Origin of the sequence: Streptomyces sp. NRRL F-5126 (genome assembly GCF_000721265.1) — a bacterium.
Taxonomy (GTDB): Bacteria; Actinomycetota; Actinomycetes; order Streptomycetales; family Streptomycetaceae; genus Streptomyces.
Map to the genome: position 1 here is coordinate 363,742 of NZ_JOFZ01000012.1, position 14,570 is coordinate 378,311.

Genomic DNA, 14,570 nt, shown 5'->3' on the forward strand with positions numbered 1-14,570 from the left:
CGGTGCTGGACCACCACCGCCTCGGAGCCGGAAGGCCGGCGGCCTTCGCGCGGGCGCGGCGCTTCTCGTTCCGGGGAACGCGTCGGGGATCGGTACCGCGGTCATGGACATCCGGGTCTTGATCGGCTCGGAGTGGTCACGCGCTGTGGAGAGGTGTTGCGTTGGTGATCCAGGTGGCGAGTGCCTGGGTCAGGCCGGCGATGTCGTCGCCGACCCAGCCGATATAACCATCAGGGCGGACAAGGGCGGCAGCGGCGGGGATTTCGGGTACCGGGTCGGCCCGGATGATCAAGGGACCATGCGGGCTGTCGGGCAGCTCGGGCCGGAGCCGGTCGGAAAACAGCAGGACGAGCGCGCGGCCAGGGTGCAAGAGCTCAGCGAGCCGCCGCGGGCCGGCCTCGGTAGCGAGGGTGGCCTCGGGTACCCGGGCACCCAGCAGCGGATGGTCGGGCCCGGGCAACTCGTAGCGCAGCGCCAAACCGGACATCAGCCCGGACAGCCGCGCGACCACGTCGGGGAGTTCGGCGAGGTCGAGCATGAGACCGCGCAGAGCGCTGGACTCGGGTGCGGTGGGGTTCATGATGGCCCGCTGAGCCAGGGTCAGTTGCAGCGACTGCGCGGCGGCGGGATGTCGTTCGGCGTGGTAGCTGTCGAGCAGCCCGGTGGGGGCGTCGCCGCGCAGTTCGGCTGCCAGCTTCCAGCCGAGGTTGGTCGCATCCTGGATACCGAGGTTGACTCCTTGGCCGCCGATCGGGGCGTGGATGTGTGCGGCGTCGCCGGCGAACAGGATCCGGCCGTGGCGGTACTGCTCGATCTGGCGGGTGGCGTCGCTGAACCGGGACCCCGCCAGCACCGCGCGCACCTGCACCCGGTCGCTGTGGGTGGCCCGCAACGCTTGAGCGACTTCCTCATGATGCACCGGGCCTTCGTCGGCCTCGGCGAGACCGGCGCCGGTGCGGCCGAACATCATGCGGAACCGGTCGTCCTCGATCGGGTGCAGCATCGTCCAGCGGTCGCCGGCATGGCGGACGTAGTCGGAGAAGTGCTGCCCCGGAGGTGGGGTGTCCCCGGTGAGGTCCAGGTCAACCACGGTGGAGCGACTGGTGGCGGGCTGCCCGGGGAACGCGACGTCGCTCAGGCGACGCACGGCGGAGTGCGCGCCGTCACAGCCGACCAGATAGCGGGCCCGCCGGCGACGATGCTCGGTCCTGATCTCGACACCGTCTTCGTCCTGGGTGACGCCGAGGACCTCCTGACCACGCTCGACCGGCGTGCCGTTCCCGGTCAGCAGGCGTTCGAGGTGGCGTTCGATGCGGCCTTGCCCGATGGCCAAGCTGGCTGGGTAGGGCGTGTTCCACGTGGTGTAGTCAAGCCGCACGGGCAGCCCGGCGAAGTGCCCCACGCGCGACAGAGTCCGGGTCGCCGGGTCGGAGATCTCATCGAGCAGGCCCCGCATGTCCAGCACTTCCGCGGTGCGCGGTTGGATGTTGCCGGCCCGGGACTGGGGGTTGGGGTGTTCGGCCTTCTCCACCACGATCGCGCTCGCTCCGGCCAGGGTTAGCTCGAAGGCCAGCATCAACCCGGTCGGACCGGCCCCCACGACCAGGACGTCGGCGTCGATCTCCTCGTACGAGTCTGTCATCGCGACGGCTTCGTGGTGGTGGTGCGGTCGTTGTCGGTGCGCCGGGCGCGTCCACGTGTGGTGCCGCGGGGTGCCTGAGGTCCGCCGCTGCGCCGGGCGCGGCGGCGGCGGAGTGCGATTTGCAGTGCAACCAGCGCGACGACGAGCACGATGGTGCCGGTGAGGCCGAGGTAGCTGTGAAACAGGAGCGGGATGAGGAACATGACACTCTCCTTCAGACGTGCAGACCAGCCATGCGGTATCCCCAGTCGGGGTGCACACCCGCGAGACGGGGCCTGCTGTTGCAGTTGCGGGTATCACGGCGCCAACGCCGGCAGGTCTGCCCGCGTGCGAACGGCAGCCGATCCATGCCGACCCCTCCCCTCGCGGCACCGTGTCTAACGAACAATATACACTTGGCTTTGTACACTATGAAGGATACTAGAGAAAGTTCGGTGGTGGCACGGTGAGTGAGGAAAGATCGAAGCCAACGCGGCGGCTGGGGCGCGAGGAGCGCCGAGCCCAGCTCGTGGCGGCGGCGGCCCGCTCGTTCATGCAGGCCGGTTTCGCGGCCACCAGCCTGGACGACGTCGCCGCCGCGGCGGGGGTCACCAAAGCGATCATCTACCGGCACTTCGAGTCCAAGCACGACCTGTACCTCGCGGTCCTGCTCGACACCCGCCGACGCATCCGCGACCACGTGCGTGACCCGCAGCTCAACCCTGACACCGTGGCAGAACTCGCCCTGGCCGCCCGCGAGGCCCCGGACGGTTTCCGGCTGCTGTACCGCCACGCCCGCCGGGAGCCGGACTTCGCCGACTACGTCGACGAGCTGGACACCAACGCCAGGCAGACTGCCGAGACCCGATTGCGTGAACGCATCCCCGACCCGGCTCGACGCCGATGGATCGCCGCCCTCATGGCGGCCGTCATCTTCGATGCCATCCTGACCTGGCTCGACACCGATCAGCCCGTCGAACCCGACGAACTCGCCCGCACCCTCCAGGCGACCGTGCGGGCGCTGACCAGCGCCCAGGCCTCCTCGGCTGAAACCCCGACGTCATGACGACGGCAGGGCCGGTGACGGCGACGGGGTCAGCCCCGGCTGCGGCCGGTGGGGCAGCGATCCGATCTCCAGGGATCAGCTGCGTCGTCGAGGACGGCAAAGGGTGGCCGCCCCCCGGACAGGCCAGGTCGGGTGGGACCGCTGCTGGACACGCTCCTCGACGGGACGAGCGAAGCCGAGACGGTCAGTGGCCACCGATTCGGGGTCGGTCTTGGTTCCGGCCGACGGATCCGTCACGTGCCGCCGCCGACCGGAGCGGTCAGCCGGCGCGCGACGCGGGCTCATCGGCGTCCACGGGCCGGGGCAAGAGCGGGTGCGGCGGTCGCACCTCGTCGTGCGAGCGCTTCCCGATGAGCTCGACCCCGTGCTCCTTGCGGTAGCCGCCGTAATCGTCCTCGACGGGGAACTCGTGCCCGCCCCTGCGGCACTGCGTCATGACGCACCGCCCGGAAGGCAGCCGCGGTGCGCGCGGGGGAAGACGCGGTCCCCGTCGGAAAGGACGGTGGCCATCATGGGCTCATCCCGACCGGCGTTGGCACGAGCAGTTCCGTCAGGGCGTCGCGGAGCCACTCGGCCTCGCGCCAGGACAGCACGCGAGGTAGGACGGCCTGGCCCTGGTCGACGTCGTACCGGCCGGCCGGCGTCATCATGAAGGCCCCGTACGGCCGGCGTACGGCGGCCCACGCGACGGCAGAAGGTCCGCACGCACGAAGGCGCCCCCGCCCGGCACGAGTCCGAGGCGGGACGCCCGAAGAAGCGGTGGTCTTCGCCGCCTCCGCGGACACCGACCCGACCTGCGTGCGGGGTCCTCGCCGACCGGCTCACCACGCACGCGGCAATGGTGCGGGCGGATTCCGTCGGCGGTCTCGACAGGGACTGCCGTGGCCGCTCCTAGCATCTGCGGGATTGTATACGATTTCGGCTGGCAAAATCGAGACGAAAAGGCGTCGCATTGCCGCAAATGCGGTTCTGCTATTCAGTGTTCGGGTATCTCTGGCGTAGCCGCCCTGACGGGGTCGCGGGTTCTCCTGGAAGGCAGATGCCGATGAGCCGTGTCGTTCCTCCTCGCACCACCGACAGCCCGGCCGGGGATCGTGCGCCAACAGCGCTCGTGCTGGGCGGCGAGGTGGCCCGCACCATGACGCTGACCGTGGCCGACCTGCGGGCGGGTTGGCGACAGCATCGGGTCGAGGTGACCTTCGACTGCGCCACCAGCGGAGTGCGGCACCACACCTTCGAGGGGCCGCTCCTACGGGAGGTGGCCGCCGACGCCGGGCCGGCCTTCGACGCACGACGGCGCAAGGACCGCTGCCACTTTCTGCTGACCGTCACGGGTCTGGACGGTCACCACACCGTGCTGACCTGGGCTGAGATGGACCCCGATTTCGGCGGCGCGCCCATCGTGCTGGCCACCCGCATGGACGGCACGGATCTGGACGTCGCCGGCAGCCAGCTGGTCGTCTCGACCGACCGCTGCGGCGCACGGTATGTCAGCCGGATCACCCGCATCTGGATAGGCCGGTGCACGGCGGGGCAGTGCGAACCGCCCACCGCGCGTGGCCGGCGCTCCCGCGAATCCGCCGCGGTACTCAGCCCGTGACGTCCATGCGCTGCGTGCCGATGACCGAAAGCAGCCGGAGCGCCTGTTCCGAGGGGGAGCCAGGGGCCGCGGTGTAGATCACGAGCTGCTGATCGCGGTCGGTGATCGCGAGGGCGTCGCAGTCGACGGTGACCGGGCCGACCAGCGGATGCTGGAACGTCTTGTGCTGTGAGGGTTCGGCCGACACGTCGTGCGATTGCCACAGTCGTGTGAACTCCTCGCTGCCGTCGAGCAGTTCGGCCACGAGCTCGGCCACCTCGGGGTCGTCGGGGTAGCGGGCGGCCGTGGCGCGCAGCCGCTGTGTCGCGTTGCGGGCGAACTCGTCGGCATCGGAAACCCCGTAGAGGCGCTGCCCGTTCGTGTGCGGGCCGAGGAAGACGCGGCGCACGAAGTTGCGTTCGCGTCGCGGCACGGCGGAGAAGTCCTCCATCAGGGCTGCCGCCAGGTCGTTCCAGGCCAGGATCTCGAAACTCGCGGACGTCACCGTCGCCGCCGCCTGCGGCAGGCGCCGCATCAGGTCGAGGATGCTCTGCCGTACCGCGCGCGGCGGCCCGGCCGCCGGGAGCGGCGGCGCGCCCGCGAGGTGGTGGAGGTGGTCGCGCTCGGCGTCCGACAGGCGCAGGGCGCGGGACAGCCCGGCCAGCACCTCGTGCGACGGGCGCGGCGCGCGGGCCTGCTCCAGCCGCGTGTAGTACTCGATCGAGATGTACGCGAGCTGCGCCACCTCCTCGCGCCGCAGCCCCGGCGTGCGACGGCGCGTGCCCGCGGGCAGCCCGACGTCCGCGGGTGCGATCCGCTCGCGCCGGCTGCGCAGGAAATCGGCCAGTTCTCTTCTGTCCACGCATCCAGTGTGTACGGGTGGCGGCCGCCCAGCCAGGTACTGCCGGTGCCTGGCCGGCCCGCGCGGACGGGCGCAGGCTCGGTGCCATGGACAACACCAGTGTGACCAGCACAACCAGCGTGACCGGCACGTCCGGCGCCGCTGCGGGAGAGGGCCTGCTGGCAGGCAAGGTCGCCTTCGTCTCGGGTGCCGGGCGCGGCATCGGGGCCGCCGCGGCCCGGCTCTTCGCCCAGGAGGGCGCCCGGGTGCTGCTCGCGGCCAGGACCGAGGCCCAGCTTGCGGCCGTGACCGAGGAGGTCGGGGCGGCGGGCGGCACCGCGGAGTACGTCGTGTGCGACCTGGCCGACTCGGCCTCCGTGCGCGCCGCCGTGGACCGCGCCGTGGACGTGTTCGGCCGACTCGACGTCGCCTTCAACAACGGTGCGACGATCCAGCGGCCCGGCCCGATGGACCGGATGGAGGAGGCCGACTTCGACCAGATCTACGACGTGAACCTGAAGGGCGTGTGGCTGGCGATGGTCGCGGAGATCTCCGCGATCCGCGCCACCGCCGGGACGGGCGCCGTCGTCAACAACTCGTCCGTGGGCAGCCTGATGGGCAACCCCGAGCTGCCGGCCTACGGCGCCATGAAGCGGGCGGTCAACAGCCTCACGGAGTCGGCGGCCGTCACGTACGGCCCCGAGGGCATCCGCGTGAACGCCATCGCCCCAGGCAACACGCCGACCGACATGATCAGCGCCTGGGAGCAGGACTCGCCGGGTCTGCGGGAGCGTCTCACGGCACACACACCGCTGCGCCGCGCGGCGGACCCGCGGGAGATCGCGCAGGCCGCGGCCTGGCTCCTCAGCGACCGCGCCTCGTACGTGACCGGCACGGTGCTGCGAGTGGACGGCGGCGCACGGGCCTGAGATCGAGGGGCCGGGCCGAGAGCCGGTGGGCCGTCCCGGGCCGGCCCGGGGCCGCTCAGTCGCGGTAGACGGTGGCCACGGTGCGCACGAACGAGCGGATCAGCGGATCCGTGTCGCCCTCCTTCCACGCCACCACGGCTCGGCTCGGCTCCACGCCGGTCAGCGGCACGACCGTGAGGCCTTCCGCCGGCTCGTCGTCCAGGAGCGTCATGCCGACCGTGCCGTTCCACAGGACGGCCTGCCTGCATTCCTGGACGGCGCGCACCACCGGGCCATCGCGGACGGCCCCGGCGTTCCAGTACGCCTGCCACAGGGCGTCGGTGCCCTCGGGGAACCTGAACCAGCGGCGGCCGGCCAGGTCGGCCGGCTCCAGGCTCCCGCGGCGGGCCAGCGGGTCGTCGGCGCGCAGCAGCGCGCCCACGGGGTCGGCGCGCAGGACCCGTACGGCGAGGCCGGTCTCGTCGAACGGTCCGCGGGTCAGTGCGACGTCGACGAGGCCGGCGTGCAGCCCGCAGGTGGGGTCGGTCAGGTCCGTGTCGCGGACGCGGACCTCGACGCGCGGGTGGAGCCTGCGGAATTCGCCGGCCAGCCGGATGGCGTGCGGGTCGGCGCTGCCACCCAGGATGCCGACGGTGATCGTCGCGGCGCCGGCCGCCGCGGCGACGCGTGCGCGCAGCCGGTCCGCCCGGTCGAGCAGGGCACGCGCCTCGTCGAGGAGCACCTCCCCCACCCCGGTGAGCGCGACGCCGGCGGGCGACCGGTCGAACAGCGCCGCCCCGGTCTCGGCCTCCAGCCGCTTGATGGCGCGGCTCAGCGGCGGCTGGCTCATGTGCAGCCGGGCGGCGGCCCGGCCGAAGTGCAGCTCCTCGGCGACCGCCACGAAGTAGCGCAGCGTGCGTAGCTCCATGGTGGGACGATACCCGTACGGTATCGGGGACGTGGAACAGGTCTTGGACAGCCGCCGCACCCTGCCGGTGCAATCGGGGCATGAGCGAAGAACCGAAGAACAGCGGCGATCAGAGCGCCGGAGCAGCCGTGTCGGTGGTGGGCCCCGGCGACGGCGAGACCATCGTCCTCGGCAGCACGCGGCTGCGTGTGCTGGAGGACGGCAGCAACACCGGCCACCGCCTCGGGCTCGCCGAGTCCGTACTCGCCCCGCACACGCCCGGGCCGCCGCAGCACCGGCACGCCCAGCACGACGAGGGCTTCTACGTCATCTCCGGCGCCGTCCGGTTCACCGTCGGGGACGAGGTCCACGACGCGACCGCGGGAACGCTGGTGATGGTTCCGCCGGGGGCACCCCACACCTTCGCCAATGTGACCGGCGAACCGGCCGTCATGCTCAGCACGTTCACGCCCGACCTGTACGTGCAGTACTTCCGGGACCTGCGCGACATGATCGCCGGCGGCGGGGCCGTCACCCCGGAGGCGACCGCCCTGGTGATGAGCCGGTACGCCACCGAGCCGGCGGGCGGGACCGCGGGCGAGCAGCCGCCGCGGGTGGGCTCGTGACCGCCGTGTACTGGGTCGTCGCCGCCCTGCTCGCCGCCTTCTACCTCTACGGGGGCGTCCTGAAGCTGGTACGCAGCCGCGAGCGGCTGCGCCCGATGATGGGCTGGGTCGACGACATGCCGATGGCGGCCGTCAGAGCGCTCGGCGCTGCCGAGGTGGCCGGCGCGGCCGGTCTCGTGCTCCCGCCGCTGACCGGCATCGCGCCCTGGCTCGCCCTGGCCGCGGCCGCCGGGTTCACGGTGCTGCAGGCCGGCGCGATCAGGGTGCACCTGGCACGCGGGGACCGCCGGATCGCCCTCAACATCGTCCTCGTCCTCGCCTCGGCGGCGGCCGTCGCGACGGCGACGACGTGGCTGTGAGCCCGGACGCACAGGCGGCGCCCTGCCGCCGCTCGTCCGGGTGCCCATGAGGCGCGAGGGGCCGGGGCCTGGGCGAGACTGCCCTTGAGGGCGGTGATCGACGATGGCGGCAGACGGCCCGGGCGGCGGCATCGACGAGCAGATGCTCGAAGAGCTCCTGGCCGAGGCGCACGAGGCGTCTCCCACGGACCTGCCGGTCCTCGTGAGCCGGCTCGCCCCGCTCGTCGGTGTCGAGCGGGTCGACCTCTACCTCGTCGACCTCCAGCAGCGCCTCCTCGTGCCGCTCGTCGACGGCCTGCCGCCCCTCGACATCGACTCCACCATGGCGGGGCGCGCGTACCGGACCCTCGGGCTGCGCATGGAGGAGACACGGCACGAGCGTCTGGTGACATGGCTGCCCCTCGTGGACGGGGCCGAGCGGCTCGGGGTGCTCGGGGTGACGGCCGTGGATGTCGACACCGCGCTGAGGCGCCGCTGCCGCATCCTGGCCTCGCTGCTGTCCATGGTGGTCGTGTCGAAGCGCGAGTACAGCGAAGACTTCGCGCGCCGCACCCGGCTGGAGACGATGCGGCTGCCGGCCGAGTTGCTGCGCGCCTTCCTGCCGCCGCGCACCATCGCCAACCGGCACGCCACCTCCACCGCCGTGCTGGAGCCCGCGTACCGGCTCGGCGGTGACGCCTTCGACCACTCGCTCACCGGGTCGACGCTGCACGCCGTGATCCTCGACGCCATGGGGCACGACCTCTCCGCGGGGCTGGCGACGGCCGTGGCGATGGCGGCGTGCCGCAGCGCGCGGCGCGCCGACGCGGACCTGCCCGAGATGGTCGGCACCATCGACCGTGCACTCGCCCGCTGGCTGCCCGAGCAGTACTGCACCGGGATCCTGGCACGGCTCGACACGGACGAGGGGATCCTGCGGTGGTGCAACTGCGGCCATCCCCCGCCGCTCCTCATCCGCGACGAGCGGGTGCTCGAAGAGGCGCTGGAGAGGACGCCGGAGCCGCCGATGGGCATGCCGTCCGAGCTGTTCGCGAGCCCACGGACGCTGCACGAGGAGCGGCTGCGGCCCGGTGACCGTGTGCTGCTGTACACGGACGGCGTCACCGAGTCGCGGATCGTCGGCGACGTGGAGTTCGGCCTCGAACGGTTCACCGACACCATCATCCGAGCCACCGCCGCCGGCACGATGCCGGCCGAGGCACTGCGGCAGCTCATCCACTCGCTGCTGGCCCGCCAGCGGGACGTGCTGCGCGACGACGCGACGCTGGTGCTGGTGGAGTGGAAGCCAGAACGCTGACACGCGGTCAGCGGGCGGCTGCCGTATCGCCCCGCATCGCCCCGCATCGCCCCGCATCGGTCCGGGGGCCGCGTATGCGGACTGGCGGGACGGGTAGCCGACCCCTGTCAGGACAAGAGAGGCCAAGGCAGAACAGGCAAGCGCACAACGGGAGATGGCATGGTCCGGAAGAACACGGGCCGCCGGGTGGCGGCCTTCGCGATCAGTGGTGCGGCGGCCGTCGGTGTGCTGGCGGGCTGCGGCTCCCACAGCGCGGGGGAGGCGTCCTCGTCGGCGGGCTCCGCGGCAGGCGCGTCGGCCTCGGAGTCGGGCGGCGGGGGCTCGGGCGACGGGCAGAGCGCGAGCGCCGTGCGGTCGGCGTACCGGAAGACGGCGGACGCCAGGACCGCGAAGATGACCATGAGCACCACGGTCGGCGGCACGGACGGCGGCGGCACGACGATCCGCGGCTCGGGCGTGATCGACCTGGCGAACGGCGCGAGCGACCTCCGCATGAGCGTCCAGGGGCAGCGGACCGAGGAACGCACCGTGGACGGCGTCCTCTACGAGAAGCTGCCGGCGAGTGCCGCGAAGAAGCTGCTGCCGGGTGGCAGGACGTGGGTGAGGATCGACCTGAAGAAGGTCGCGGGCGGCGCGGGCGGCATGACCCGCATGGCGGACCCGGCCGCCCCGTTCTCGTACGTCAAGGGGCTGAGCGGCAAGAACGTCACCAAGGTCGGCACGGAGACGGTGAACGGCACGAAGACCACGCACTACAAGGTGTCGGTCGACGTGGACAAGCTCGCGAAGGACAGCGGTGCGCAGGCCAAGCGGCTGAAGCAGCAGCTCGGCGACAGGCTGCCGGTCGACCTGTGGCTCGATGACCAGGGCAGGATCCGCCAGGAGGAGGTCAAGGCGGCGGTCAGGACACCCGCGCCCATGTCCCCGGGCGCGGGCGGCGGCAGTGGCGCGTCCGCGTCGGCGGCGCAGAGCCCGTCGGCCGGGAGCGGGTCGGGCGGCTCGGCGGCGGGGAAGAAGCTCGCGCTGGACTCGAAGCTCCGGTTCACGGACTTCGGGACGAAGGCCGACGTCACCGCGCCGCCCGCGGCGAAGACGGCCGACATGACCGGCAGGATCGCGGGAGGCGCGGACACCGGCGCCTCCGGGGCGGGCCCCGCCTGAGGAGCGGGCCCGGCCTGACGGGCGTCATGTCGGGGCCGGTGGTGTCAGGGGCGTGTGGGGATCGAGAGCTCCGGGCGGTCCCACGGTACGGCGGGCGGGGCGGCCCTGCTCGTGCCCGTGCGGGTGGCACCGACGCTCGTGTAGAAGCCCTCGGCCGGGGGGTGCGACACGACGTGGACGTGGTCCGCGCCCGCCGCGCGCGCGGTCGCCTTCATGTGTGTGACGAGGAGGCGGCCGATGCCCAGCCGCTGGGCGGAGTCGGCCACGAAGAGGAGGTCGAGCTCGGGCGGCGCGAGCAGCAGGGAGTAGAAGCCGAGGACCGGGCCGCCGGGGCCCAGGGCCTCGCCCGGGGCCTCGACGGCCACATGGACCTCGTGCGTCTCGATGTAGTCGGGGCCGACCCGGTAGCCGGCGACCATCGACGCGTACCGGCCCTCGTATGCGCGCGATGAGCCGACCAGGGTGGTGAGCCGCTTCGCGTCCCGTGCGGTCGCCCGCCGGATCGCCACTCTCGCCCCACCGGTAACGCCGTGTGCCATGGGAAGAGTATGCCTCCCCCAGTGCCCCCAGAGCCTGGGAGGTGCCCGTGTGCCTCCCAGGCCCCTCCCGGACGCCGTCAGGCGATCAGGGCGCGGACCATCCTGCACGTGGTGGCGGACGGCGGGCGCACGCCGATGCGCGCCGCCGTGTCGCGTATCCGCCCGTCATCGGCGCTCGCCGGGCGGTAGACGCCGGTGTCGAGCAGGGCGATGGCCAGGCGCATGGCCTTCAGCCTGCGGTTGTGCGCTTCGTACCACGCACGGGGCCGGCCCGCGGGCAGTGGCGCGCGCCTGAGCGGCGGGAGGGTTTCGGGGCGGACGGCGGGACGCCCGCGGCGGGACTCGCCGGTGTGGATCGTCGTCGTCTCCGTCAACGCGGCAGCGGCCATCGGTGACCTCCTAGCGGTGGCTGGCGTACGGTCTGTCAGCTCTGCCGAACTACCTCGATTTTACTACCGGCCACTGACAATCCTCCCTGGCCAGAGGCACTTTGTGGCCCTTGTGGGCCGCGAGGGGGAGGCGGGCGGACCGCGCCGGCGGCGGTCAGGCGTGCGCGTGTGCTCCGATGCTCTCCTCCGCCCGCGTCAGGACCTCCGTCACCCTGGCGCCGAAGCGCACGTCCACCTCGTGGGCCCTGCCCGTGCGCACCGCCTGGAGCAGGCCGTCGATCGCCGACTCGAAGGACGTCTGCGCCGTGTCGCGCCCCTGCGGCATCCGCTCCACGCCGTGCGTCCCGCTCAGCTCGACGCCCGTGCTCGCGCCCGCCTTCGGGGCGCTGAGGCTCAGCGCCACCGAGCTCGACGTGCCCGAGGCGTGGCGCAGCACCAGGTGCGTCAGGTCGGGTTCGGTGCGCACGGCCGTCACGTCCGTCACGTCGCCGAGTACGGGCAGCAGCACCGACAGGGCGTGCGGTCCGACGTCCCACAGGCCGCCCTTCTCGCGGCGCCACGGCGAGGCGGCGAACGGGCTGTCGGAGCCGTCCGCGTACAGGGAGCCGAGCCAGTGCGCGTGTGCGGTGAACCAGCCGCCCCTGGCAGCCTGTTCGCCGATCCACCGGGAGACGGCCGACTCGAAGCGCGAGGTGAAGAAGACGACGGAGAACACGCCCGAGCGCCCGGCCGCGTCCGCGACCTCGCGTGCGCCCTCGGCCGTCGCCGCGACCGGCTTGTCGAGCAGCAGGTGGCGGCCGGCCGCGGCGGCGCGTACGGCCAGCGGGGCCTGGATGTCCGGCGGCAGGGCGAAGGCGACGGCGTCGCTCGCGGCGATCAGCGCGTCGGCACCCTCGTCGCCGGAGTAGGCGGTGGTGCCGAGGGTGGCGGCGAGCGCGCCCGCCGCCTCGGGGCGGCGCCCCCAGACGCCGGTGAGCTCGGCGCCCGGATGGGCGGCGAGCGCGGGGCCCTGGGTCATCTGCGCCCAAGGGCCTGTGCCGAAAAGTGCGATGCGTGGCTTGCTCATGCGGTTCAGTGTGCCGTGCCGGCGCGACGGGGCCGGCCGCCGGGTCCCCGCCGCGTCCGGCCGCCGGGTGGTGCTGGCTACACCACCGATATGGGGGGCTGCACGGCTGACGGGGCGACCCGCCGCCGGACACACTGGAGACCGATCCGGTGGTCGGGTCCACGGGGGTGCCCGGTGCGGGAGGAGATGATCGGTGTGAGGAAGCGGATCCGGGAGTCGTCGCGCGCGGCATGGCGCGGCGCCCGGCTGTTCGTGGTGTCGCTGGCCGGGTCGATCACGCTGTTCGTCTTCTCCGTCCTGTCGATCGCCTTCGTCCCGCTCGGCGTCGGCTTCTTCACCACGCCCGCGGTGCTGGATGCCGTCAGAAGGCACGCGCACCGGAGGCGCGCCTGGGCGGCCGAGTGGGCGGGGGTGCGCATCCCGGCCGCCTACCGGCCCTTGCCGCCCGATGCCCGGCGCGGCGTCGTCGGAGACGTGCAGCGGACGGTGCACCTGCTCAAGGATCCGGCCACCTGGCGCGATCTGCGCTGGCTGACGGCCGACATGACCGCGGGGTGCGTCAGCGCCTTCCTCGCGCCCGCGCTCTTCCTCTACGGGATCGAGGGGTTCGTACTCCTCGCCGGGCTGTGGGCCGCCTACCGGCACGACCCCTACTGGTACGGGTTCATACCGGTCTCAGGACCCCTCTCCGCGCTTCCGGCGGCGGCGCTCGGCGCCGTGTTCCTGTGCCTCGGCGTCCGGTACGCGCCCGCGCTGCTGCGCGGCCACTTCCTCCTGACGCGGTCGCTGCTCGACCCCGGCAGGGACGAGGAGCTGGCGCGGCGCGTGGAGCGGCTCACCGAGACGCGGCACGACGCCGTCGACGCGTCGGCGGCCGAGTTGCGCCGCATCGAGCGCGACCTGCACGACGGGGCGCAGGCCAGGCTCGTCGCCGTCGGCATGGACCTGGGCACGATCGAGGCGCTCGTCGACAAGGACCCGGCCAGGGCGAAGGAGCTGATCGGCCAGGCGCGGCGCTCGTCGGCCGACGCCCTCACCGAACTGCGCGACCTCGTGCGCGGGATCCACCCGCCGGTGCTGGCCGAGCGGGGTCTCGGGGACGCGGTCAGGGCGCTCGCCCTGCGCATGCCGATGGAGGTGGAGGTCGCGGTGGCGCTGCCGGGGCGTGCGGGCGGGCCCGTCGAGTCCGCCGCGTACTTCGCGGTCAGCGAGGCGCTCGCCAACGCCGTGAAGCACTCGGGGGGCGACCGGGTCTGGATCGACCTCTCGCACAGCGACGGGATGCTGCGCGCGTCGGTCACCGACAACGGCCACGGGGGCGCGGTGTCCGGGGGAACGGGCTCGGGGCTCAGCGGCCTTGAGCGCAGGCTCGGTACATTCGACGGTGTACTGGCCGTCAGCAGCCCGGCGGGCGGTCCGACCATGGTGACCGTGGAGATCCCTTGCGCGTTGTCCTAGCCGAAGACCTCTTCCTGCTGCGGGACGGCCTGGTGCGGATGCTCGAGGCGTACGGCTTCGAGATCGCCGCAGCCGTGGAGAGCGGTCCTGAACTGGCCGGGGCGCTGGCCGAGTCGGAGCCCGACGTGGCCGTCGTCGACGTGCGGCTGCCGCCGTCGCACACCGACGAGGGCCTGCAGTGCGCGCTGGCGGCCCGCAGGGCGCGGCCGGGCCTTCCCGTGCTGGTGCTCTCGCAGCACGTCGAACAGCTCTACGCACGCGAACTGCTGGCCGACGGCGACGGCGGGATCGGCTACCTGCTCAAGGACCGGGTGTTCGACGCGGAGCAGTTCATCGACGCGGTCCGGCGGGTGGCGGGCGGCGGCACGGTGATGGACCCGCAGGTCATCCAGCAGCTGCTGAGCCGCCGTTCGCGCGACTCCCCCGTCGGCACGCTCACCCCGCGGGAGCGCGAGGTCATGGAGCTGATGGCGCAGGGGCGCTCCAACGTGGCGATCGCCGGGCAACTCGTCGTCACGGAGCGTGCGGTGGCCAAGCACACGTCGAACATCTTCGGCAAGCTGGGCCTGCCGGTGTCGGACGACGACAACCGCCGCGTGCTCGCCGTGCTGGCCTACCTCGACCACGGCAGGACGCAGGGACCGTCCCGCTGAGGGCCGCCGGCCCGACCCGTCGGTGCCCGACTCGCCGTGAGCGGCGGGGCGGTGCACCGCACGCTCGGCGGCACACGGTGGCGCTCCGTGCACGGGCGCG

At 72.9% G+C, this 14,570-nt stretch carries 18 protein-coding genes; 9 read left to right on the top strand and 9 right to left on the bottom strand.

Annotation, left to right across the window (positions count from 1 at the left end; translation table 11 throughout):
- Positions 1-136: 136 nt before the first annotated feature.
- Complete coding sequence (locus tag IH48_RS0126415) at positions 137-1,642, bottom strand: FAD-dependent monooxygenase (RefSeq protein ID WP_030909695.1); 1,506 nt, start codon at positions 1,640-1,642, stop codon at positions 137-139.
- Complete coding sequence (locus IH48_RS0126420; RefSeq protein WP_030909698.1) at positions 1,639-1,845, bottom strand: hypothetical protein; 207 nt, start codon at positions 1,843-1,845, stop codon at positions 1,639-1,641. Before IH48_RS0126420 ends, IH48_RS0126415 begins: the two co-directional genes overlap by 4 nt.
- A 242-nt stretch (positions 1,846-2,087) precedes the next feature.
- Between IH48_RS0126420 and IH48_RS0126425 the strand changes: the two genes are divergently transcribed.
- On the top strand, positions 2,088-2,687 hold the full coding sequence (locus tag IH48_RS0126425; RefSeq protein ID WP_037843273.1) for a TetR/AcrR family transcriptional regulator: 600 nt from the start codon (positions 2,088-2,090) through the stop codon (positions 2,685-2,687).
- A gap of 259 nt (positions 2,688-2,946) precedes the next feature.
- Here IH48_RS0126425 and IH48_RS36375 read toward each other — a convergent pair whose 3' ends face one another.
- Together IH48_RS36375 and IH48_RS36380 are read right to left on the bottom strand one after the other, a co-directional pair.
- Positions 2,947-3,123: a hypothetical protein gene (locus IH48_RS36375; RefSeq protein WP_158710354.1), complete on the bottom strand. Its 177-nt coding sequence runs from the start codon at positions 3,121-3,123 to the stop codon at positions 2,947-2,949.
- A gap of 73 nt (positions 3,124-3,196) precedes the next feature.
- The gene (locus IH48_RS36380; RefSeq protein ID WP_158710355.1) at positions 3,197-3,337 is read right to left on the bottom strand and encodes a hypothetical protein; all 141 of its coding nucleotides are present in this window, start codon (positions 3,335-3,337) and stop codon (positions 3,197-3,199) included.
- A 395-nt stretch (positions 3,338-3,732) separates the two neighbouring features.
- Between IH48_RS36380 and IH48_RS0126440 the strand changes: the two genes are divergently transcribed.
- Positions 3,733-4,287, top strand: coding sequence for a molybdopterin-dependent oxidoreductase (locus IH48_RS0126440; protein ID WP_078850098.1), 555 nt, complete (start codon positions 3,733-3,735; stop codon positions 4,285-4,287).
- Here IH48_RS0126440 and IH48_RS0126445 read toward each other — a convergent pair.
- On the bottom strand, positions 4,277-5,128 hold the full coding sequence (locus tag IH48_RS0126445; protein ID WP_030909704.1) for a helix-turn-helix transcriptional regulator: 852 nt from the start codon (positions 5,126-5,128) through the stop codon (positions 4,277-4,279). The two genes, IH48_RS0126440 and IH48_RS0126445, sit on opposite strands and share 11 nt — an antisense overlap.
- Before the next feature lie 86 nt (positions 5,129-5,214).
- On the opposite strand from IH48_RS0126445, the gene IH48_RS0126450 reads away from it, so the two are divergent.
- Positions 5,215-6,036 (top strand): SDR family NAD(P)-dependent oxidoreductase, encoded by an 822-nt coding sequence (locus tag IH48_RS0126450; RefSeq protein ID WP_030909707.1) that lies wholly within the window; start codon positions 5,215-5,217, stop codon positions 6,034-6,036.
- A 55-nt stretch (positions 6,037-6,091) separates the two neighbouring features.
- Here IH48_RS0126450 and IH48_RS0126455 read toward each other — a convergent pair whose 3' ends face one another.
- Complete coding sequence (locus tag IH48_RS0126455; RefSeq protein ID WP_030909709.1) at positions 6,092-6,943, bottom strand: LysR family transcriptional regulator; 852 nt, start codon at positions 6,941-6,943, stop codon at positions 6,092-6,094.
- 80 nt (positions 6,944-7,023) lie between these two features.
- Here IH48_RS0126455 and IH48_RS0126460 point away from each other — a divergent pair, with 80 nt between their 5' ends.
- From IH48_RS0126460 to IH48_RS0126475, 4 genes are all read left to right on the top strand, one after another.
- The gene (locus IH48_RS0126460) at positions 7,024-7,548 is read left to right on the top strand and encodes a cupin domain-containing protein (RefSeq protein WP_051840589.1); all 525 of its coding nucleotides are present in this window, start codon (positions 7,024-7,026) and stop codon (positions 7,546-7,548) included.
- Positions 7,545-7,907 carry a DoxX family protein gene (locus tag IH48_RS0126465; RefSeq protein ID WP_030909712.1) on the top strand — a complete coding sequence of 121 codons (363 nt, stop codon included), beginning with the start codon at positions 7,545-7,547 and terminating at the stop codon, positions 7,905-7,907. Before IH48_RS0126460 ends, IH48_RS0126465 begins: the two co-directional genes overlap by 4 nt.
- 103 nt (positions 7,908-8,010) lie before the next feature.
- Positions 8,011-9,204: a PP2C family protein-serine/threonine phosphatase gene (locus tag IH48_RS0126470; RefSeq protein WP_030909715.1), complete on the top strand. Its 1,194-nt coding sequence runs from the start codon at positions 8,011-8,013 to the stop codon at positions 9,202-9,204.
- A 159-nt stretch (positions 9,205-9,363) separates the two neighbouring features.
- The gene (locus IH48_RS0126475; protein WP_030909717.1) at positions 9,364-10,365 is read left to right on the top strand and encodes a hypothetical protein; all 1,002 of its coding nucleotides are present in this window, start codon (positions 9,364-9,366) and stop codon (positions 10,363-10,365) included.
- A gap of 44 nt (positions 10,366-10,409) precedes the next feature.
- Here the strand turns inward: IH48_RS0126475 and IH48_RS0126480 are convergent, their stop codons facing one another.
- The 3 genes from IH48_RS0126480 to IH48_RS0126490 all read right to left on the bottom strand — a co-directional run bounded on the left by IH48_RS0126480 (position 10,410) and on the right by IH48_RS0126490 (position 12,359).
- Positions 10,410-10,904 (bottom strand): GNAT family N-acetyltransferase, encoded by a 495-nt coding sequence (locus IH48_RS0126480; protein WP_030909718.1) that lies wholly within the window; start codon positions 10,902-10,904, stop codon positions 10,410-10,412.
- Between the two features lie 77 nt (positions 10,905-10,981).
- Complete coding sequence (locus IH48_RS0126485; RefSeq protein ID WP_078850041.1) at positions 10,982-11,293, bottom strand: hypothetical protein; 312 nt, start codon at positions 11,291-11,293, stop codon at positions 10,982-10,984.
- Between the two features lie 154 nt (positions 11,294-11,447).
- On the bottom strand, positions 11,448-12,359 hold the full coding sequence (locus IH48_RS0126490; RefSeq protein WP_030909721.1) for a Gfo/Idh/MocA family protein: 912 nt from the start codon (positions 12,357-12,359) through the stop codon (positions 11,448-11,450).
- Between the two features lie 186 nt (positions 12,360-12,545).
- Here IH48_RS0126490 and IH48_RS0126495 point away from each other — a divergent pair, with 186 nt between their 5' ends.
- Together IH48_RS0126495 and IH48_RS0126500 are read left to right on the top strand one after the other, a co-directional pair.
- The gene (locus IH48_RS0126495) at positions 12,546-13,817 is read left to right on the top strand and encodes a sensor histidine kinase (protein WP_030909722.1); all 1,272 of its coding nucleotides are present in this window, start codon (positions 12,546-12,548) and stop codon (positions 13,815-13,817) included.
- Positions 13,802-14,470 carry a LuxR C-terminal-related transcriptional regulator gene (locus IH48_RS0126500; protein ID WP_030909723.1) on the top strand — a complete coding sequence of 223 codons (669 nt, stop codon included), beginning with the start codon at positions 13,802-13,804 and terminating at the stop codon, positions 14,468-14,470. Before IH48_RS0126495 ends, IH48_RS0126500 begins: the two co-directional genes overlap by 16 nt.
- Positions 14,471-14,570 lie beyond the last annotated feature (100 nt).